Annotated in this window: 13 protein-coding genes and 1 tRNA gene; 10 read left to right on the top strand and 4 right to left on the bottom strand. The window is 68.6% G+C overall.

Features of this window, described 5'->3' with window-relative positions:
- Positions 1 to 98 precede the first annotated feature (98 nt).
- Positions 99 to 1,250, top strand: a complete 1,152-nt coding sequence (locus tag ACGFIO_RS02005) for a hypothetical protein (RefSeq protein WP_392820803.1) — start codon at positions 99 to 101, stop codon at positions 1,248 to 1,250.
- A 14-nt stretch (positions 1,251 to 1,264) separates the two neighbouring features.
- On the opposite strand, the gene ACGFIO_RS02000 is transcribed toward ACGFIO_RS02005, so the two are convergent.
- Positions 1,265 to 2,032, bottom strand: coding sequence for a hypothetical protein (locus ACGFIO_RS02000; protein WP_392820801.1), 768 nt, complete (start codon positions 2,030 to 2,032; stop codon positions 1,265 to 1,267).
- A gap of 164 nt (positions 2,033 to 2,196) precedes the next feature.
- Positions 2,197 to 3,213 (bottom strand): hypothetical protein, encoded by a 1,017-nt coding sequence (locus tag ACGFIO_RS01995; RefSeq protein WP_392820798.1) that lies wholly within the window; start codon positions 3,211 to 3,213, stop codon positions 2,197 to 2,199.
- 911 nt (positions 3,214 to 4,124) lie between these two features.
- On the opposite strand from ACGFIO_RS01995, the gene ACGFIO_RS01990 reads away from it, so the two are divergent.
- From ACGFIO_RS01990 to ACGFIO_RS01960, 7 genes are all read left to right on the top strand, one after another.
- The gene (locus tag ACGFIO_RS01990; protein WP_392820796.1) at positions 4,125 to 5,351 is read left to right on the top strand and encodes a cytochrome P450; all 1,227 of its coding nucleotides are present in this window, start codon (positions 4,125 to 4,127) and stop codon (positions 5,349 to 5,351) included.
- Positions 5,352 to 5,400: 49 nt separating this feature from the next.
- A tRNA-Met gene (locus ACGFIO_RS01985) sits at positions 5,401 to 5,474 on the top strand.
- An 862-nt stretch (positions 5,475 to 6,336) separates the two neighbouring features.
- Positions 6,337 to 7,356, top strand: coding sequence for a LacI family DNA-binding transcriptional regulator (locus ACGFIO_RS01980; RefSeq protein WP_392820793.1), 1,020 nt, complete (start codon positions 6,337 to 6,339; stop codon positions 7,354 to 7,356).
- Positions 7,357 to 7,358: 2 nt separating this feature from the next.
- Positions 7,359 to 8,408 (top strand): class I mannose-6-phosphate isomerase, encoded by a 1,050-nt coding sequence (locus ACGFIO_RS01975; RefSeq protein ID WP_392820791.1) that lies wholly within the window; start codon positions 7,359 to 7,361, stop codon positions 8,406 to 8,408.
- A 35-nt stretch (positions 8,409 to 8,443) separates the two neighbouring features.
- Entirely contained in the window at positions 8,444 to 9,205 is a 762-nt protein-coding gene (locus ACGFIO_RS01970; protein WP_392820789.1) for an ATP-binding cassette domain-containing protein, read from the top strand.
- Positions 9,202 to 10,266: an ABC transporter permease gene (locus ACGFIO_RS01965; protein ID WP_392820786.1), complete on the top strand. Its 1,065-nt coding sequence runs from the start codon at positions 9,202 to 9,204 to the stop codon at positions 10,264 to 10,266. Before ACGFIO_RS01970 ends, ACGFIO_RS01965 begins: the two co-directional genes overlap by 4 nt.
- Positions 10,263 to 11,315, top strand: a complete 1,053-nt coding sequence (locus ACGFIO_RS01960; protein WP_392820783.1) for an ABC transporter substrate-binding protein — start codon at positions 10,263 to 10,265, stop codon at positions 11,313 to 11,315. Before ACGFIO_RS01965 ends, ACGFIO_RS01960 begins: the two co-directional genes overlap by 4 nt.
- Before the next feature lie 18 nt (positions 11,316 to 11,333).
- Here the strand turns inward: ACGFIO_RS01960 and ACGFIO_RS01955 are convergent, their stop codons facing one another.
- Together ACGFIO_RS01955 and ACGFIO_RS01950 are read right to left on the bottom strand one after the other, a co-directional pair.
- Positions 11,334 to 12,512, bottom strand: a complete 1,179-nt coding sequence (locus ACGFIO_RS01955; RefSeq protein WP_392820780.1) for a translation initiation factor 2 — start codon at positions 12,510 to 12,512, stop codon at positions 11,334 to 11,336.
- A 253-nt stretch (positions 12,513 to 12,765) separates the two neighbouring features.
- Positions 12,766 to 13,599 carry a spermidine synthase gene (locus ACGFIO_RS01950; protein WP_392820777.1) on the bottom strand — a complete coding sequence of 278 codons (834 nt, stop codon included), beginning with the start codon at positions 13,597 to 13,599 and terminating at the stop codon, positions 12,766 to 12,768.
- Between the two features lie 34 nt (positions 13,600 to 13,633).
- Here ACGFIO_RS01950 and ACGFIO_RS01945 point away from each other — a divergent pair, with 34 nt between their 5' ends.
- Both ACGFIO_RS01945 and pepN read left to right on the top strand, forming a co-directional pair.
- Entirely contained in the window at positions 13,634 to 14,767 is a 1,134-nt protein-coding gene (locus ACGFIO_RS01945; protein WP_392820774.1) for an MFS transporter, read from the top strand.
- Between the two features lie 144 nt (positions 14,768 to 14,911).
- Positions 14,912 to 17,332: an aminopeptidase N gene (gene pepN, locus ACGFIO_RS01940; protein WP_392820771.1), complete on the top strand. Its 2,421-nt coding sequence runs from the start codon at positions 14,912 to 14,914 to the stop codon at positions 17,330 to 17,332.
- Positions 17,333 to 17,391: the final 59 nt, after the last annotated feature.

The following is a 17,391-nucleotide window of genomic DNA, read 5'->3' as shown; positions in this document are numbered from 1 at the left end:
GTTCGTAATTCCCGTCTGAAAGTGGATGGCCTCTCACGTCTACTCGCTACAGGTCATCGATCTGGCCAGTCCACTAGGACGGCTAATATGATCCTGTAGTGGCGACGCTGAAGGGGCTGGCAATTATGATCTTCCGGCTTGATTTGATTGCTGCTCTAGGTGTCCCCAGTCCGGATCCCTCATCATTACCGATCAACGTGTCCCCGGCCAGCCCCGCAGTCTCAACATATCCGGTTGTAGCGCCCGCAATGGAACCGTTTATCCAGCGGTTCCTGACTTCGGCCGGCGCTGGTGGCTTGGCGGCCCTCTTGGCTGCAATTATTGCAGCCTTAATTGCCAGGGCGCAGCTCTCAAATACGAAGCGACAGCAGCGTCACGATCGGTGGTGGGACACTTTAAGCTGGGTCTATGACAGGGCAGTTGTGGAGGGCGGGAAGAGGGAGGCGCTTTCACATATTGTGACGTTTACAATGTTGACAGAGTTGGCGCAGCGAGCGAATGAGCCTCCCGGCGATAGCCTCCAAGCGGGAACAGTAAGTTCGATTTTATCGATGTTTCAGCCGTCTTCCCGGATTGATCGGAGTGAAGTCGAACTGCCAATCGCGAAGGAAGCGAAGGTTGACGACACTTCGGTGGATAGAAACGGTCCGGATCAGGCCGACGCAGAGCACATATCCCGGCATAACGCAGAGGATCCCGGCGTGGGGGTGGCGGCCTCGGATAATGAGAGGTTCCAGGTTACCGACCCGGCGGCAATCGACCTCATGGGGGAGGTGCGGAGCGCTGTGCGGCTCAGCGGCAGCGTCAGCGTTCGGGACTCAGGTCTATTGTATGAGCAGGAGCTGCGTTCGTCGCTGCTTTCATTTCAGACGATTCTGCCCGTAGTTGCGCCAGATTTCGCCCTCCTTGTTGGTGACAAGCATCACCGAACAGATCCTTTTGACTTTATCGTTCTCACGAATAAAGAAACGATACTTGTCGAGAGTATTTATCGATTCAAAAAGATCGAGCCCTCTCATTTACGTCGGAGGGTGTTGAGCGCGGTTGAATATCTGAGAACCGGGCCTCCTGATGCGAGGTTTCTAATTGTGTCGAACCATGGCCTCACTTCGCCAGTAAACGCTGAGTTTAAAGAGATTTCGGGAGAGAGGATCGACTTCTTGCGCTGGCGGGGCGAGGGGGACAATAGGCAGCTACTTTCCGCCATAGTGCATCGATCGCCTTTTCCTTCGGTGCCTGATAATGACTAGCCCCTGCGGGACCATTACGCACCCCGTGGCATATACCGACGGGCAGTGCTCTCGCTGACTTGGGCGTGGGCGGCAACCGCAGTGACGCTTGCGTGTGATCCCAACTCCTTGGCCGCCGCCTCAACGGCAGTCCGGCTGGTCAGCGATCGAGGGTGTACCCGACGTGGCAGGTGAGGTTTCGACTCGGGTGCTACTTGCCACTCAGGCTCAGTCTGCGGCCCGTTGATGGGTTCGGGCTCCCTTTCCAGAGCCGGTGAACGCCACTCTTCCGGCTCGGGTTCACTGGAGACCGACGGCTCGACGACCGGAGCGACCTTCGGGTGATGTTCGCCGACGATGGTCTCCAACGCGGGGGTGGGCTGCGCCGGCCGCATCGAGACGACCATCTTGCTCAGCACCATGAACGCTGCCGAGGGCATGGCTGCCACGATCCAGCCGAAGACGTTCGATTCCGCTTGAGCGAGCTGAGCGGTCAGTGAGAAGAGAAAGGCGCCGACCAGTGCAATCCACGCGAGAGCGCCCGGCGCGCGGCCCTGGCGCTTCTGGTGGCGGATGAACAGCAGGACGCCGATCGGCAGCAGTTCGCTGATGACCCCGTTGGTCCAGCCGGCACTTCGTGGCATGGCGTCCGGGCTGTTCGCCATCGTCCAGTCGACCACGCGTCCGAATGCGACCTTGCCAGCCAGGACCGCAACGACGGCGAGGATGAGGATCAAGGCGGCGCGTTCCAACCGCTCGGCGTGGCCGTGACGGCGTGGCGGTCGCGAGGTTTCGTTAGTCAAAGGGAGTCCTCCAGGCAGCACGGAGCCCCGGAGCGACGACCGAGCGCCGACCGGCGCTGATCTTGGATTGAGTGGTAGTAAACCGGTAGTAGGTCGGTAGTAAGGCCGACTCACTGGGGCCCTGATTGCGAGCCGAAGGTCATGTCAGCTGGCGTTTGATGTGGCTATTCGCTCCATGGGTTCAACAAGCGGCGCTGGGCCTGGGCTGCGTCGCGACGAAAGTTGGACTGGTTTGGGTAGGCCCAATCAGAGAACTTTTCGTTCCAAAGCCGGTGCCGCTCCGCCCAGGGCTTGTCGGCATGCTCGGCGCCGGTGAAAGCCGCGAGCCGAAGATGCTTCGGGGTCATACGCCGACGTCGGCTTGCTTGCCCGAACTCATTTCGAGCCTGCTCGAATGCCGCGAGGACTTCGTCGGAGGTGGCAGCGGGGTCGATGTCCAGGGTGATGCGCCGCGCCCAGTCCACACTGTAGTTGTGGCGTATCTTGATCCCAGGCGTGGTCAGCCTGACCGTGGCGATCAGGGGGGTGACCCCCGTCAGCACGAATACCGTCCCTTGAACGGGTTGCCAACCGAAAGCGTCGGCCAAGCTTTCTCCGAGTCTGGACAGTCGGTCGAGCACGCCGTTGGTGTTGGCGAAGCGACGACGAACGGCCGTGTCGCCGGGGATCGCGTACGCGATGGTGCGGCTAGAGTACTGGATTCCGGTCGTCACCTCGGCGATTGGTGGGTTGAATCTGGTACTTGCGCGCTCCCGCTCAATGTGGGTGCCCTTGGGAATTGTGAACTTAACGTCGTTGGTTCGTTCGCCCTCCAGGGCTGAGCGGGTCTCAATCCAACTCTCGACGTCAGCCCAGGGTATGAGCCCGTCCGGGAGGTGCTTGGCGCGGAACGCCACCACGTCGGGATCGCCGGCGGCATGGTGGGCGACCAGTTGAGACAACGCCCAAGCCCGTTCCTGGCCAACGCTCGGTCCACGCTGGTCGGCGGACTCAGCTGGCTTCTCGGCAGGACCGAAGTCCAGCATCTCGCGAGCGCGCTCAACCAGCCAGTCGCGGTCTTCAGCACCGTATAGGACGTCCTCGACGTACCCTTCGTGCATCAGCAGGCCCCAGACGCCGGGGAACAGCTGAGGGCGTCGAAGCTTCCTACTGACGTATCTTCGCAGCTCATCCTCTTGCATCAGTTTATGTTACTCGTAACTGATGCTTCATCTTCGAAGGCATGGTTTTCGACTCACGGAACGGCGAGTGCTCGGATGGGATCCGGCAGGATCGGAACGCGCTGAACTCTCGCCTCGCCACCATGACAAGCACCATCCGTCGTTTGCGCCGCCTGCTCACCGAGCTGACCGGCCTCCTTGTCGCCGCAGCGGGCCTGCTCGCTCTAGTGTTGACCTGGATGCGGTGAAGCGATCTTGGTAGTACGGCGGTAGTAAGAACAGCCCAGAACTCATGCGACACCTTGGCGTCGGTGAGACACATCTGCGAGTTGTTGCAGTTCACGACGCGACGCCTGAGCATGGGCACCGCTCCTGAGACGTGGGTCGAACGGCTCATAACCCAGAGGTCGCAGGTTCAAATCCTGTCCCCGCTACAGAGACGAGAGACCCCTGTCCAGCTTTGCTGGACCGGGGTCTCTTTCGTTATTCCGCCTGGGGGGCCGAGCCCCCCAGACCCCCACGTTGCGGTGGTTGCGCGGGGGAGGATGTGGCGCGGCGGGTGGCGGCGGGTGGCGCGGCGGGCGGGGTGGCGCGGCGGGTGGGGTGGCGCGGCGGGTGGGGTGGCGCGGCGGGTGGTGGGCGCCGGGGGCGGCTCGTGACTTCGTTACCGCGGTGAATCTGGCGAGCGGATCTGCTCGGCTGAACGGCTGTGGGCGGCTGGAGGCTGTTGGCGCGGAGCTGGGACACGAGGGGTGATTGTCTCCGCTGCGAGACGGCACCTTTCGAATCCGGTGATCCAGCTGTGCGGCTCTTGAAGGCGGCGGCTCGGGCGGGCTCGACTGACCCCCGGACCCCGGCGGCGGGAAACTTGATTGAGTGGCAGCTCGATGCGGATTTGATAAGGAAACGGTGTTCTGTTAGCGTCGCGTGGCATGGTGTCCATCGTTGACAGTGATGATGCTCGGGGTCTGCTGGGCGTGTTGGGGACGGCGGCGGGGCGGGATGATCCGTATCCGTTGTATGCGCGGCTTCGGGAGATCGGGGCGGTGGTGCGGGGGGCCGACGGGGGGTTGGTCGTGACGCGGTATGAGGATTGTGAGGCGGTGGTTCGGGATCCTCGGTGTGGGCGCGCTTCGGTTGAGCAGCTGGTGGCCTTTGGGTTTCCCAGCCTGAGTGACCATCCTTCGTTGCGGCTTGTGTTTGACAATCTGGTGGCGATGAATCCGCCTGGGCATACTCGGCTGCGGCGGCTGGTCAGCGGGGCCTTCACGGCTCGGCGGGTGTCTGAGTTGCGGCCGGCGATCGTTGAGATGGTCGACGGCTTGCTCGACCGGATGTCGGGTGAGGCGGAGGTGGACTTCATCGACGCGTTCGCTTTTCCGCTGCCGGTCACCGTGATCGGGGAACTGCTCGGCATCCCGGAAGCCGACCGGGCCCAGTTTCAGGATCTGATCAGGGATCTCACTCTGGTCATGGAGGGGATCTCGCCCGAGGCCATCGCCACCGCCGACCGCGCCGCCGTGGTGATCATCGACTACTTCACCGACCTCGTTGAGCGGCGCCGCCGTGTCCCCGGCGCGGACCTGATCAGCGCCCTGGTGGCGGCACGGGACGACGAGGCCGCGCTGAGCGACGACGAGGTGGTCGGCCTGGCCGCGTTGCTCATGCTGGGCGGTTTCGAGACCACCACCCACCTGCTCGGCAACGGCCTTCAGGCGCTGCTGGAACACCCCGACCAGATGGCGGCGTTGCGGAAGCGGCCCGACCTTGCGGCATCGGCGGTCGAGGAGCTCCTGCGCTTCGACGCCCCGATCCAGCTGGTGGGCCGCGTGGTCCAGCAGCCGACCGAGATCGCCGGCATCCCGCTACCGGCCGGAGAGCGCCTGGTGGCCTACTTTGGCGCCGGCAACCGTGACCCCCGGCGTTTCCCCACCCCCGACCGCCTGGCCCTGGACCGTTCCGGCACCACCCCGCTGACCTTCGGCGGTGGCATCCACTACTGCCTGGGAGCACCCTTGGCCCGCCTGGAGGCGCAGATCGCCTTCCCCGCACTGCTGAACCGTTTCCCCACCCTGGAAGCGGCAGGCCGCCCCCAGCGACGCGACAGCCTAAGCATCCGCGGATACCTGCGCCAACCAATCACCACAAGCAACAACTAGGACCCAACGACAACCCCGCAAACGCCCTGGGGTAGGGTTTAACTACCGACGCGGGGTGGAGCAGCTCGGTAGCTCGCTGGGCTCATAACCCAGAGGTCGCAGGTTCAAATCCTGTCCCCGCTACAAAGAGGATATGCAAAAGCGCGGTCCCAACCGGGGCCGCGCTTTTGCATATCCAACAACCGGCCCGAAAACCAAGCCCGCAAAAGGGTGATTGGCTTGCCTCCGCGCCCCGACCCCCAGCCGCACTGCGAGTCCCACCGCGCCGATGGAAGCCGCCGCAGCGCCCCGGTCTTGACCTGACCCCAGCCAGCAACGGCCCGCAACTGGTGTCAAGACCCCCTTCCCCCTCCGCCGGTGGAGCCTTTGTCCTGACTCCGACGATCAACGCTGGAGCAGGTGGCCTCTCGACCGCAACGTCCCACCGACCGCTGGCCCCGGGTCCGGTTTCTAGAAGCACCCCCACCGCGAAATCCCATCCGCCACCCCAAGAAAGGCGAACAACGCCGTAACTCGCGCATGCCCTTGAAGCAGAACGAGCTGCCGAAGATCAGGCGTCCCCACGACAATCAGCCCATCGGGAAACCCCTCGAACAGTCACGCCACCCCCGAGTCGTGGCGAGGGCCCGCTCCCGTGCCCGGTTCTCGGCCGCGGAGGTCAGGTCGGGTTTCCGGATGAGCCGACCCCCACCGACCTCGTCGAGTGCTTCGCGCGCCTGGGGCCCGAACCGCTCCGAGTCGATCTCGCCGCGCGGGAAGGCCAGGACCACTTCATCCTCGGATGCCGGCCGGCAGTGGCGCATGAGTCCCATTCGGGCCGGGCCAGACAGCGCTGTCACGGGAGTTTGCCCTGGTGGAAGCGCTCCCATTCGACCACGAAACCCGGAACTGTTGACAGCGCTGTCAGGGCGGGCGCAGGATCGGCCCTGGGGTTGATGTTTCGGGGCTGTTACGGATGACATGAGACCGTCCGGGGAGGTGGCGCATGGTGGCTGAGCTGCCCGCGGGCCGCCCGACCGTGTACGACGTCGCCCGGGTGGCGGGAGTGTCGATCAAGACGGTCAGCCGGGTCGTGAACCGCGCTCCGGGCGTCTCGGACAAGACCCGCAACGTCGTCCTCGACGTGATCAAGGAGCTCGGGTACGTCGTCAATCCGGCCGCGCGCAGCCTGGTGACCGGCAACAGCAGCACGATCGGCGTGATCGTGGACTCGATCGCCGACCCGTTCTTCGCCTCGCTGGTGTCGTTGGTCGAGGTCACCGCGCTGGCCGCCGGGTTCAGCACCCAGGTGGCGTCGACCTGGCGCGACCCGCAGCGGGAACGGGACCAGCTGCTGCGGATGACCGGGGAGAACGTCCGCGGGCTGATGCTGGCGCCGACGATGGGCAACCACGGCTACTTCGACGTCACCGTCAAGGACGTGCCGGCGGTGCTGGTCGACCGCGGCTGGCCGGGATCGGGGCTGGACATGGTCGGGGTCAACGACCGGGCCGGCGCGCGGGTCGCGGTCGAGCAGCTGCTCTCCTTCGGGCACCGGCGGATCGCCTTCCTCGGCGACCACTCCGAGCTGACCACGACCGTGCACCGCCGCGAGGGATATCTGGCCGCCCTCGACGCGGCCGGCGTGCGGGTGGAGAAGGAACTCGACCGTGGGTCGCTGGCGATGGAAGATCCGGGGGGTACGGCGGTGAACGAGCTGCTGGCGCTGGACGATCCGCCGACCGCCCTGTTCTCGTCGAACGCCCGGACCAGCCTGGGGGCGGTGCGTGCGCTGCACCGGGCCGGGCGGACCGACGTAGCGCTGATCAGTTTCGGGGACTTCGATCTCGCCGACGCGCTGCAGCCGGGGATCACCGTGGTCGACCACGACCCGGCCCTGATCGCCGCCGCCGCAGTCGAGCGGTTGCTGGCCCGGATCGGGGGAACCGACCTGGTCCCGGCCGAAATCCTGTTGCCGACGCCGCTGGTGAAGCGGGGATCCGGAGAGTTGCCATGCCGCCGGTAGACATGCGACCGGTCTTGCTGCCGCCGAACATCATCGACCACTTCTATCGGGGTGGCGACCGGCTGGCCGCGCTCCGGGGCGTGACGTTAGCGAGCGAGCGGTGCCCGGAGGAGTGGCTGGCGGCGACCGTGCATCGGGCCGGTGAGCCGGATGTCGGCCTGAGCCGGCTCGAGGACGGCACGCTGTTCGCGAAGCTGGTCGAGGCGGATCCGGTCGGGTGGACGGGCTTTCCACAGGGCGCGCCGGGGGCGGGACCGGCCGATGTCGGGTTGCTGGTGAAGTTTCTGGACGCGGGGCAGCGACTGCCGGTCCACGTACATCCGACTCGGCCCTTTGCCGAAGCACATCTGCATTCCTGCTACGGCAAGACCGAGGCCTGGCACATCCTGGATGTGCGCGGCGACGATCCCGCCGTCTGGGTCGGGTTCCGGGCCGACGTCGATCCGGCGGAGCTGGCCGCGCGGGTGGACGCGCAGGACTCGGAGTGGCTGCTCGGGCACATGAACAAGATCTCGGTGCGGCCGGGCGACGGTGTGCTGGTGCCGGCCGGGCAGCCGCATGCGACGGGTGCGGGGATCTTCCTGGTCGAGGTGCAGGAACCCACCGACTTCTCGATTCTGCTGGAGTGGTCGGTCACCACCGCGACCCGCGACGAGTCGCATCTGGACCTCGGTTTCGACACTGCGCTGCGCGGGGTCAGCCACCGGGCGGTCGGCCCGGACGAGTTGGCCACGCTGCGGCACCACGTCGATCCGGCGACGCGTGACGGTGCGCTCCAGCGTGGGCTGCCGCCGGCCGCGGACTCGTTCTTCCGGGTCGACATCGCGGCACCGGGCGATGGCCCGGAGCCGGGCGAGGTGGTCGTTCCGCGCGGCTTCGCCGTCGCGATCGTGCTGGGCGGTTCCGGTGAGCTGGGCTGGTCCGGCGGGCGTGCGGCGATCAACCAGGGTCAGGCGTACGCGGTGCCGGCCGGCCTCGGCGACTGGACCGTGACCGGCGCGGCCCGGGTGGCGATCTGCCGCCCGGGCGTCGGATGGCCCGAGCTGACCTGATGCGTGAGTAGTTCCCCCCGACGGAGGTGCAACATATGACAGCGGTTCTCAGAGCGGAGGGTCTGTCCCGGTCCTTCGGGCACGTGATGGCCCTCAACGGCGCTGACTTCGATATCGACCCGGGCGAGGTGGTCGCGCTGATCGGGGACAACGGCGCGGGCAAGTCGACACTGGTCAAGGCCCTCACCGGCAACCTCGCGCTGGACTCGGGAGTGATCGAGTTCGAGGGGCGGCGGGTGACGCTGGACTCGCCGACCGGCGCCAGCCGGCTCGGGATCGAGGTGGTGCACCAGGACCTGGCGCTGGCACCGCACCTCAACCCGGCGCAGAACATGTTCCTCGGGCGGGAGATCCCGGCCCGGGGGCTGCTCGGCCGGTTGGGCTTCATGGACAACAAGGCGATGCGGGACCAGACCCGGGAGCGGCTGGCCGACCTCGGCGGCACGGTACGCGCGCTGAACTCGCCGGTCGGCTCGATGTCCGGTGGGCAGCGGCAGCAGATCGCCATCGCCCGGGCCATCGCCTGGGCCGACAAGGTGGTGTTCCTGGACGAGCCGACCGCCGCGCTGGGCGTCGTGCAGACCAAGAACGTCCTCGAGTCAATCAAGCGGGTCCGGGACCGCGGCATCGCCGTGGTGCTGATCTCGCACTCGATGCCCGAGGTGCTGGAAATCGCCGACCGCGTGCAGGTGATGCGGCTCGGCCGGCGGGTGGCCACCTATCAGGGGCAGGACACCAACGTGGAGGAACTGGTCGGGGCCATGACCGGTGCGTTGGACTTCAAGGAGGCGGCGTGACCACCACGAGTACGGCGACGCCGGCGGTCGAGCGGGACGACGACGAGTCCGGGACGCTGCTCCAGCGGCTGGCCGGCACGCAGGCGGTGTGGATTCTCGGCGTACTCGTCGTGATCATCGCCTTCTTCGCGATCTCCGGCGGCGACCGCTTCCTCTCGGCCGACAACTTCTCGCTGATCACCCAGAACCTGGCCGTACTGGCGGTGCTCGGGGCCGGGATGACCTTCGTCATCATCACCTCCGGCATCGACCTGTCGATCGGCTCGGTGCTGGTCTTCGCCTCGGTCATCTCGGCCAAACTGATGGCCTCGATGGGCGGGGACGGTGCCGGGGTGGTCATCGCCGGCATCCTCGCCGCGGTCGTCGCCGGCGCGGCGTGGGGCTGGCTCAACGGCTTTCTCATCGCGTACGCCAAGATCCCGGCCTTGATCGTCACCCTCGGGACCCTGTCGGCCGCCCTGGGCCTGGCCTACGTGCTCAGCAAGGGCGTCAACATCACCGTGGACGCGACGTCGCTGACCGACTTCGGCATCTACACACGATTCGCGGGGCTCCCCGCGCTGCCACTGCTGGCGCTGGTCATCGTCGTGATCTTCGGGATCGCGTTGCACCGCACCCGGTTCGGCCGGCACACCTACGCGATCGGCTCCAACCAGGAAGCCGCCCGCCGGGTCGGCATCCGGGTCGACCGGCACCTGATGCTCGTCTACCTGATCACCGGCGTGCTCGGCGGCATCGGCGCGGTGATGTACCTGGCCCAGTTCGGCACCACCACGATCGGCGGCCAGTCGCTGACCAACCTCAACGTGATCGCCGCCGTGGTGATCGGGGGCACCTCGATCTTCGGCGGCTACGGCTCGATGTTCGGCACGATGGTCGGCCTGTTCATCCCGGCCATCCTGCAGTCCGGCTTCGTGATCATCGGCGTCGACCCGTTCTGGCAGGGCGTCGCCGTCGGGGCCGTACTCATCGCCGCCGTCTATGTCGACCAGACCCGCCGTGCTGCCGCGCAGCGCGGTGCCCCCCGTGGAAAGCAATCGAAAGAAGGAACCAAAGCATGAGAAGAGGGAACGTTCTCGGCGCCATCACCTTGAGTGCGGCCGTCGTGATCTCGGCGTCGGCCTGCTCCTCGACCAAGGACGAGTCGACCGGGGGCGGAAGTGGCGTCGTCACCCAGCCGTCGTCGTCCGCGTCGTCGGCCACCCCCGAGATCCCGCTGCCGACCAAGGCCGGCAAGAACTACAACGTCACGTTCATCCAGGGCGTCCAGGGTGACGCCTTCTACATCACCATGCAGTGCGGCATTCAGGAGGAGGCGGCCAAGCTCGGCGTCACCGTCAACACCCAGGGGCCGCAGAAGTTCGACCCGACCCTGCAGAAGCCGATCCTCGACTCGGCCGTGAACGCCAAGCCGGACGCGATCCTGATCGCCCCGACCGACGTCAAGGCCATGCAGGCGCCGCTGGCCGCCGCTGCGGCCGCCGGCACCAAGGTGGTGCTGGTGGACACCACGACCGAGGACCCGTCGTACGCGGTGTCGGCGATCGCCTCGGACAACGAGGGTGGTGGCAAGGCCGCCTTCGACGCGATCAAGCAGCTCGCCCCGCAGGGCGGCAAGGTGCTGGCGATCTCGGTCGACCCCGGCATCTCGACCACCGACGCCCGGGTCAAGGGCTTCTCCGAGGCGGCCGCCGCGGACGGCAAGTACCCGTACGTCGGCGTGCAGTACTCGCACAACGACCCGGCCACCGCGGCCCAGCTGGTGACCGCGGCACTGCAGAAGGACCCGGACATCGTCGGTGTCTTCGCGGCCAACCTGTTCGCCGCCCAGGGCTCGGCCACCGGCATCCAGCAGGCCGGCAAGAAGGGCAAGGTCAACGTGATCGGCTTCGACGCCGGCCCCGACCAGGTCAAGGCCCTGCAGGCGGGCACGGTGCAGGCACTGATCGCGCAGCAGCCCGGCTACATCGGCCAGGTCGGACTGGGCGAGGCGGTGGCGGCGCTGGACGGTGGCCAGGTCACCAAGGAGGTACAGACCGGATTCTCGATCATCACGCAGCAGAACCTGTCCGGCGACCAGAAGGACGCGGTGTACAAGGCCAGCTGCTGAGCGAGCGAACGCCCGGGGTCAGCGGTCGCGGTTGCCGCGGCTGGTGATCCCGGGCTCCCGGTCGGACGGGCGACGCGCGCCGAGCCGGCCCCGGCCCGAGTTGGCGGCCATCCGGGCGGCGGTCTTGCGCAGGGATTCGGCGCGGGCCGCGAGGTTGGCGGTGGGTACGTCGTCGGCCCGGCGCGGGTCGGTGTAGCGCGGCTCGGAGTGCCGGGGCTCGGGGATCCGCGGTTCGGCCGGACGCTTGGACATCCGGAGCGGGAACTCGATGATCACGGCCGACTCGCCGGAGGGCTCCGGCTTTTCTTCCAGCCGTACCTCCGGCTTTTCTTCCGGAACCGAGGCGTTGACCAGGTCGGCGACGCGGGCGGCCAGGTCGGCGGCGCGAGAGGCGACCGCGGGCTCGGACTGCTGCGTCTCCTGCTCGGCCCGGGCGGCCATGATGGCGCGGGCGGCGTCGGCGGCCCGGCCCGGACGGTAGCTGATCGGGCGGGTGCCCTCGGCCCGGTCCAGGAACGAAGCATGATCGTCGTTCGTCGGCGAGGACTCGGGCGCGGGGGCGGAATCGGACACCGGTGCGAAGCCGGGCGCCGGGGCGGCGGCCGCGGACGGGCGGTTGACCAGCAGAGCGCCGATGACCGAGACCGTCTGGCCGGCGCCGCCCTGATGGTTGCGGAACTCCGGGCCGATCAGCGCACGCGACAGCATCCGGGTCTGGTGCGGGTCGAGGTCGAGCCGGGCCGCGTTGTCGATGCGGAAGCGCGCGATCGCCTGCCGGATCGTGTTGGCCACCCGGTCGGCGTCACCGGCCGTGGCCAGGTCGCCGCCGGCGAAGACCAGGGCCGGGAACGTGCCGTCGGCGCCGCCGCAGACCAGCTGGATCTGGGTGGCCGCCGCGCCCCGGTTGTCGCTGCGGGCGCCCGGCTGCACCCGGATGTGCTGCGGCCAGAGCCACTGCAACTCGCCGGACCGGACCCGCTCGCCGTCCTTGGGCGTGTGTGCGTAGATAACCCGGCGGTCGGTGACCAGGACGTCGGTTGACTCGGGCAGCGTCCACCGCGGCATCGAGGCGGCCTGGTCGAATGCGTACTCGGCGACGCCGCAGCGACCCCGCCACATCACCCGCTCGCCGCCCTGCAGCGGGCCGAAGACCGCGGGATCGGCGGTGTCCGGGGACAGGAAGTGCTGTTCGAACATCCGCGCGCCTCCCGTCGGCACCACGATCCGTCGCGTCGTGGCCGCATCGATTACATCGGGACCGCATCGACAACGACAAGTCCGCGCGCCGGGAATTCGCGAGTTGGCGGATAGTCGACACTTGAGGGCTGGCGAACCGGCACTTTCGGACGATAAGGTCCGCGACCCCCGGTGGTGTTCTTGTGGATCGGCCGAGTGCGAAGCGCGCCCTGGACCACGCCGCAGCCCCGGCCGATCCGAGACTCCACCCGGGTCAGGGGCGGGCGCTGAAGAGACCCGGGGGCGGCTCGGGGGAGGGGACCGCGTCGGCGTCGTGGGCGGGGGCGGCGCCGCCGGAGAATCGGTCCAGGTCGGACTCGACGCGGCCGGGGAACCAGTCGCCCGCGGCCCGGCGGGTGAGCTCGGCCACCGGCGGCGGGGTGCGACCGGCCACCACGACCAGGTTGCCGAACCGGCGGCCGCGCAGGACCGCGGCGTCGGCGATCAGGCAGGCCTCGGGCAGCGCGGTGCGGATCGTGGCGACCTGGGTGCGGGCGTACCGCAGAGGTGGTCCGTCGGCGATGTTGGCGAGCAGGAAACCGCCGGCCGCCAGCACCCGGGCCACCTCGGCGAAGAACTCGGCCGAGGCCAGGTGGGCCGGGGTCCGGGCACCGGCGAAGACATCCAGCACGATCACGTCGTACCCGCCGCCGGTGGCACCACTGACGACCTCGCGCGCGTCGGCGACGCGTACCCGGATCTTGGCCTTGGGGTTGATCGGGAGCTCGCGCCGCACCAGCTCGACCAGCTCGCCGTCGATCTCCACCACCCGCTGCGGCGAACCGGGCCGGGTCGCGGCCAGGTAGCGCGGCAGGGTCAGCGCCCCACCGCCCAGATGCAGCACGCGCAGCGGTTGCCCGGCCGGCGTGAGCAGGTCGAGCGCGGTGGCCATCCGGCGGACGTACTCGAACTCGAGGTGGGTCGGGTCGGCCAGATCGACGTACGACTGCGGGGTGCCGTCGATGCGCAGGGTCCACGAGGCGGCGCGGTCCGGGTCGGGTACGAGCTCGGCCCGGCCCGCCGAGATCACCTGTTGTCGTCGGGGCACGCGGGTAAGTATCCGTCAGTAATAACGTGATCTCATGCTGACCCGGGCCCGTGTGGCCACCTCGACCATGTTCGCCGTGCACGGCGCGGTGACCGGCACGTTCGCGGCGCGGCTGCCGTGGATCGCCGACCACGTGGGTGTCACGGTCGGTGGGCTCGGGGTGGCGTTGCTGATGCCGGGGGTCGGCGCGCTGCTGGCCATGCCGCTGTCCGGGCGGCTGGTGCACCGCTACGACCTGCGCGCCCTGACCCGGGTGCTGATGCTGCTGTGGTGCGCGGCGCTGGTGCTGCCGGCCGTCCCGGCCTCGCTGCCGCTGCTGTGCGCGGTGCTGATCGTGTACGGCGCCACGGCCGGCGTGGCCGATGTGGCGATGAACGCGCACGCCGTGGTGATCGAGGAGCGGCTCGGCAAGTCGGTGATGTCGGGCTTCCACGGGTTCTGGAGCCTGGGCGGCCTGGCCGGCTCGTCGGTGGCCGCGCTGGCGGCCAAGCTCGGGCTGGACGCGCGGGTGCACTTCGCCGCCACGGCCGTCGTGCTCGGTCTGATCACCCTGGTCGGCGCGGCGTGGCTGCTGCCGCACCGGCCCGAGCCGGACGCCGACGAGCCGCCGGCCTTCGCGTTGCCGTCCCGGCTGGTGCTGCCGATCGGGCTGGTCGGGTTGTGCGCGGTGTTCGCCGAGGCGTCCGGGCTGGACTGGTCGGCGGTGTACGTGCGCAACATGCTCGGCGGCACGGCCAGCACCGCCGCGCTGACCGTGTCGATCTTCTCGGTGGCGATGGCGCTGACCCGGTTCGCCGGGGACGCGGTGGTGCGGCGGCTCGGCGCGGCGCTGACCGTGCGCATCGCGGCGGTGTGCGCGCTGGCCGGGGCGATGATCGTCGTCCTGGGGCGGTCGGTGCCCTTGGCGGTGCTCGGGTTCGGGCTGATCGGGGTGGGCATCGCGGTGGTGGTGCCGCTGGTCTTCGCGGCGGCCGGGCGACTGGACGGCCCACCCGGCCGCAACATCGCCGGGGTGGCCGGCATCGCGTACGGAAGCGGTTTGATCGCGCCCGGCGTGCTCGGCGGCATCGGCCACGTCTGGTCCCTGACCGTCTCCTTTGTCTTGGTGGCGGTGCTGCTGGGGGCCATGGGCGCAGCCGCGGGCGCGCTGAGGGCAAAGAGCGCTTAGGACCCTTCTCAAACTCGCTTTCGGGGCGCCTTAACTGGGACTGAATTTGAGAAAGGTCCTAGGGCGCATCTGACGGATCACCCAGGGCTCTGGACCTCGCCTCGCACTTGGGTGATCCGTCAGATGCGCCCTAGGGTGGGGTGGGTGAGCGTGAAGAGCCTGACCCAGACCGAGGCCGAGGAGCGCGCGGCGCTGCTGGCCGTCGAACGGTACGACATCGCGGTTGACCTCACCGATCTGCCCACCGGGCCACGGGTCCGCAGCACATCGACTATCACGTTCACCTGCACGAATCCGGGCGCCGAGTCCTTCGTGGACGCCGCCGCGACAGTGCTGCGCGCCACCCTGAACGGCCGTGAGCTGGGCCCGGCCGCCGACGGCCGGCTGACCCTGCCCGACCTCGCCGCGAGCAACACGCTGGTGGTCGAGTGCGAGCAGCCGAACACCCAGGACGGCGCGGGCGTGCACAAGGCGGTCGACCCGGCCGACGGCGAGGTCTACCTGTGGATGTCGTTCGAGCCGGACGAGGCCCGCTGGGTGTGGGCCTGCTTCGACCAGCCCGATCTCAAGGCGCCGCACGTCTTCACCGTGACCGCGCCGGCCGGCTGGACGGTGACCAGCAATTCCGGCAACGCCAGGGTCACCTCGTCGGGGTCGTCGGAGGTGTGGGCGTTCCCGGCCACGCCGCCGCTGTCGCCGTACAACACCGTGATCAACGCCGGGCCGTTCTACCAGCTGCGGCGGCAGATCGACGGGTACGACCTGGGCCTGTACTGCCGGCGGTCGCTGGCCGCCGTGCTCGACCGGGACGCCGGCAAGCTGTTCACCCTGACCGAGCAGGGCCTTGGCTTCTACGGCGAGCAGTTCGGCATGCCGTTCCCGCAGCCGCGCTACGACCAGGTGTTCATGCCCGAGTACGGCGGCGCGATGGAGAACTACGGCTGCGTCACCTGGGCCGACACGTTCCTGCGGCGGGCCGCGCCGACGCACGCCGAGGACGAGCTGTTCGCCAAGGTGCTGCTGCACGAGATGGCCCACATGTGGTTCGGCAACATCGTGACCATGCGCTGGTGGGACGACCTGTGGCTGAACGAGGCGTTCGCCGAGTTCGCCTGCAACTGGGCGGCGTCGCTGGCCACCGAGTACACCGACGCCTGGGCCGGGCACCTGGCCGACGACAAGCTGGACGCGTACCTGGCCGATCAGGGCCCCACCTCGCACCCGATCCACCAGCGGATCGACAACGTGGCCGAGGCCGCTTCGATCTTCGACTCGATCACCTACCCCAAGGGCGCTTCGGTGCTGCGCCAGCTGCAGGTCTATGTCGGCGAGGACGCGTTCCGGGCCGGCATGACCGCGTACTTCGCCAAGTTCGCCTGGCAGAACACCGTGCTGCAGGACCTGATCGACGAGCTCGCGGCGGTCAGCGGCAAGGACCTCGACGCGTGGCGCGACGGCTGGCTGTCCACCGCCGGCACCGACCGCCTGACCCTCGAGACCGCCGGCGACGAGCTGGTGCTGGTGGGTCGCGGTCCGGCCGGTCCGCCCCGGCCGCAGGTGCTCGCGGTCAGCGCCTACCAAAATCAAGATCAGGGTTTGGTACGCACGGAGCGCGCGATCGTCGACGTCCAGTCCGAGCGGACCACCGTCCCGCTGCCCGTCGGCGCCGACTTCTACCTGGTCAACGACGAGGACCTGACGTTCGCGACGTCCCGCCCGGCGGCACCGGCGGTGGCCGCGAAGCTGCCCACCCCGATCGCCCGCGGCGTGGCCGTCGCCACCGTGTGGGACGCCCTGGTCACCGGCGAGGCGACCGCCGCCGAGACCGCGTCCAGCCTGGTCTCGGTGCTCGGCGTGGAGACCGCCCCCGCGGTCATCGAACCGTACCTGTTCCTGGCCGGCAACGTGGCCGACTATTACGCCCCGCCCGCCGCCCGCGAGGCCATCGCGGCCGAGGTGGCCGACATGTGCCGCCGCCTGGCCGGGGCGCCCGCCCGCCGGCAGATCGCCCTGCGGGCCCTGGCCCGGGTCACCACCGACGTCGACGCCCTGCTCGAGGCGGCCGGCGACGACGTCGACCTGACCTGGCGGGCCCTGGTCCGCAAGTCCGAGCTCGGTGGCGACACCGACGCCGAGGTGGCGGCCCTGCTGGCCCGCGACCCCGACCCGGACGCGAGGTACCGGGCCATGACCGTGCGGGCGGCCGCCCCCGACCCGGCCGCCAAAGCCGAGATCTGGCAGGCCCTGGCCATCGACCGCATCGTGTCGATCGGTGCCACGAACGCGGTGACCACGGCGTTCTGGCGCCCCGGCCAGGACGAGGCGTTGGCCGGCTTCGGCGACCAGTACCTGACTTTGCTGCCCACCCTGCACCGCAGCGGCATGATCGTGGCGATGCACTACACCCGCCGCCTGTTCCCGGTCTTCACGAGCGACGAGGCCTACCTGGCCCGGGCGGTCGAGGCCGCCACCGGCGACGTGGCCCCGGTGGTCGGCAAGTCGCTGCGGGAGCGGGCCGACCAGGTCGCTCGCATGCTGCGTACCCGGTCCCTGACAAAGGCCTGACGGCACGAGCGCCGGTCGCTAGCCTGATTCGGGACGATATGTCCGGATGAAGGGCGGCC

The sequence above is a fragment of the Actinoplanes sp. NPDC049265 genome, from assembly GCF_043197135.1.
Lineage (GTDB): Bacteria > Actinomycetota > Actinomycetes > Mycobacteriales > Micromonosporaceae > Actinoplanes.
The sequence above is the reverse complement of the archived record's forward strand: the minus strand, read 5'-3'. Positions and strand labels throughout refer to the sequence as shown.

Coding starts and splice junctions, on each gene's coding strand:
- ACGFIO_RS01995 (WP_392820798.1), bottom strand. CDS start 3,213: ATGCAAGAGGATGAGCTGCGAAGATACGTCAGTAGGAAGCTTCGACGC.
- ACGFIO_RS01990 (WP_392820796.1), top strand. CDS start 4,125: ATGGTGTCCATCGTTGACAGTGATGATGCTCGGGGTCTGCTGGGCGTG.
- ACGFIO_RS01980 (WP_392820793.1), top strand. CDS start 6,337: ATGGTGGCTGAGCTGCCCGCGGGCCGCCCGACCGTGTACGACGTCGCC.
- ACGFIO_RS01975 (WP_392820791.1), top strand. CDS start 7,359: ATGCGACCGGTCTTGCTGCCGCCGAACATCATCGACCACTTCTATCGG.
- ACGFIO_RS01970 (WP_392820789.1), top strand. CDS start 8,444: ATGACAGCGGTTCTCAGAGCGGAGGGTCTGTCCCGGTCCTTCGGGCAC.
- ACGFIO_RS01960 (WP_392820783.1), top strand. CDS start 10,263: ATGAGAAGAGGGAACGTTCTCGGCGCCATCACCTTGAGTGCGGCCGTC.
- ACGFIO_RS01955 (WP_392820780.1), bottom strand. CDS start 12,512: ATGTTCGAACAGCACTTCCTGTCCCCGGACACCGCCGATCCCGCGGTC.
- ACGFIO_RS01945 (WP_392820774.1), top strand. CDS start 13,634: ATGCTGACCCGGGCCCGTGTGGCCACCTCGACCATGTTCGCCGTGCAC.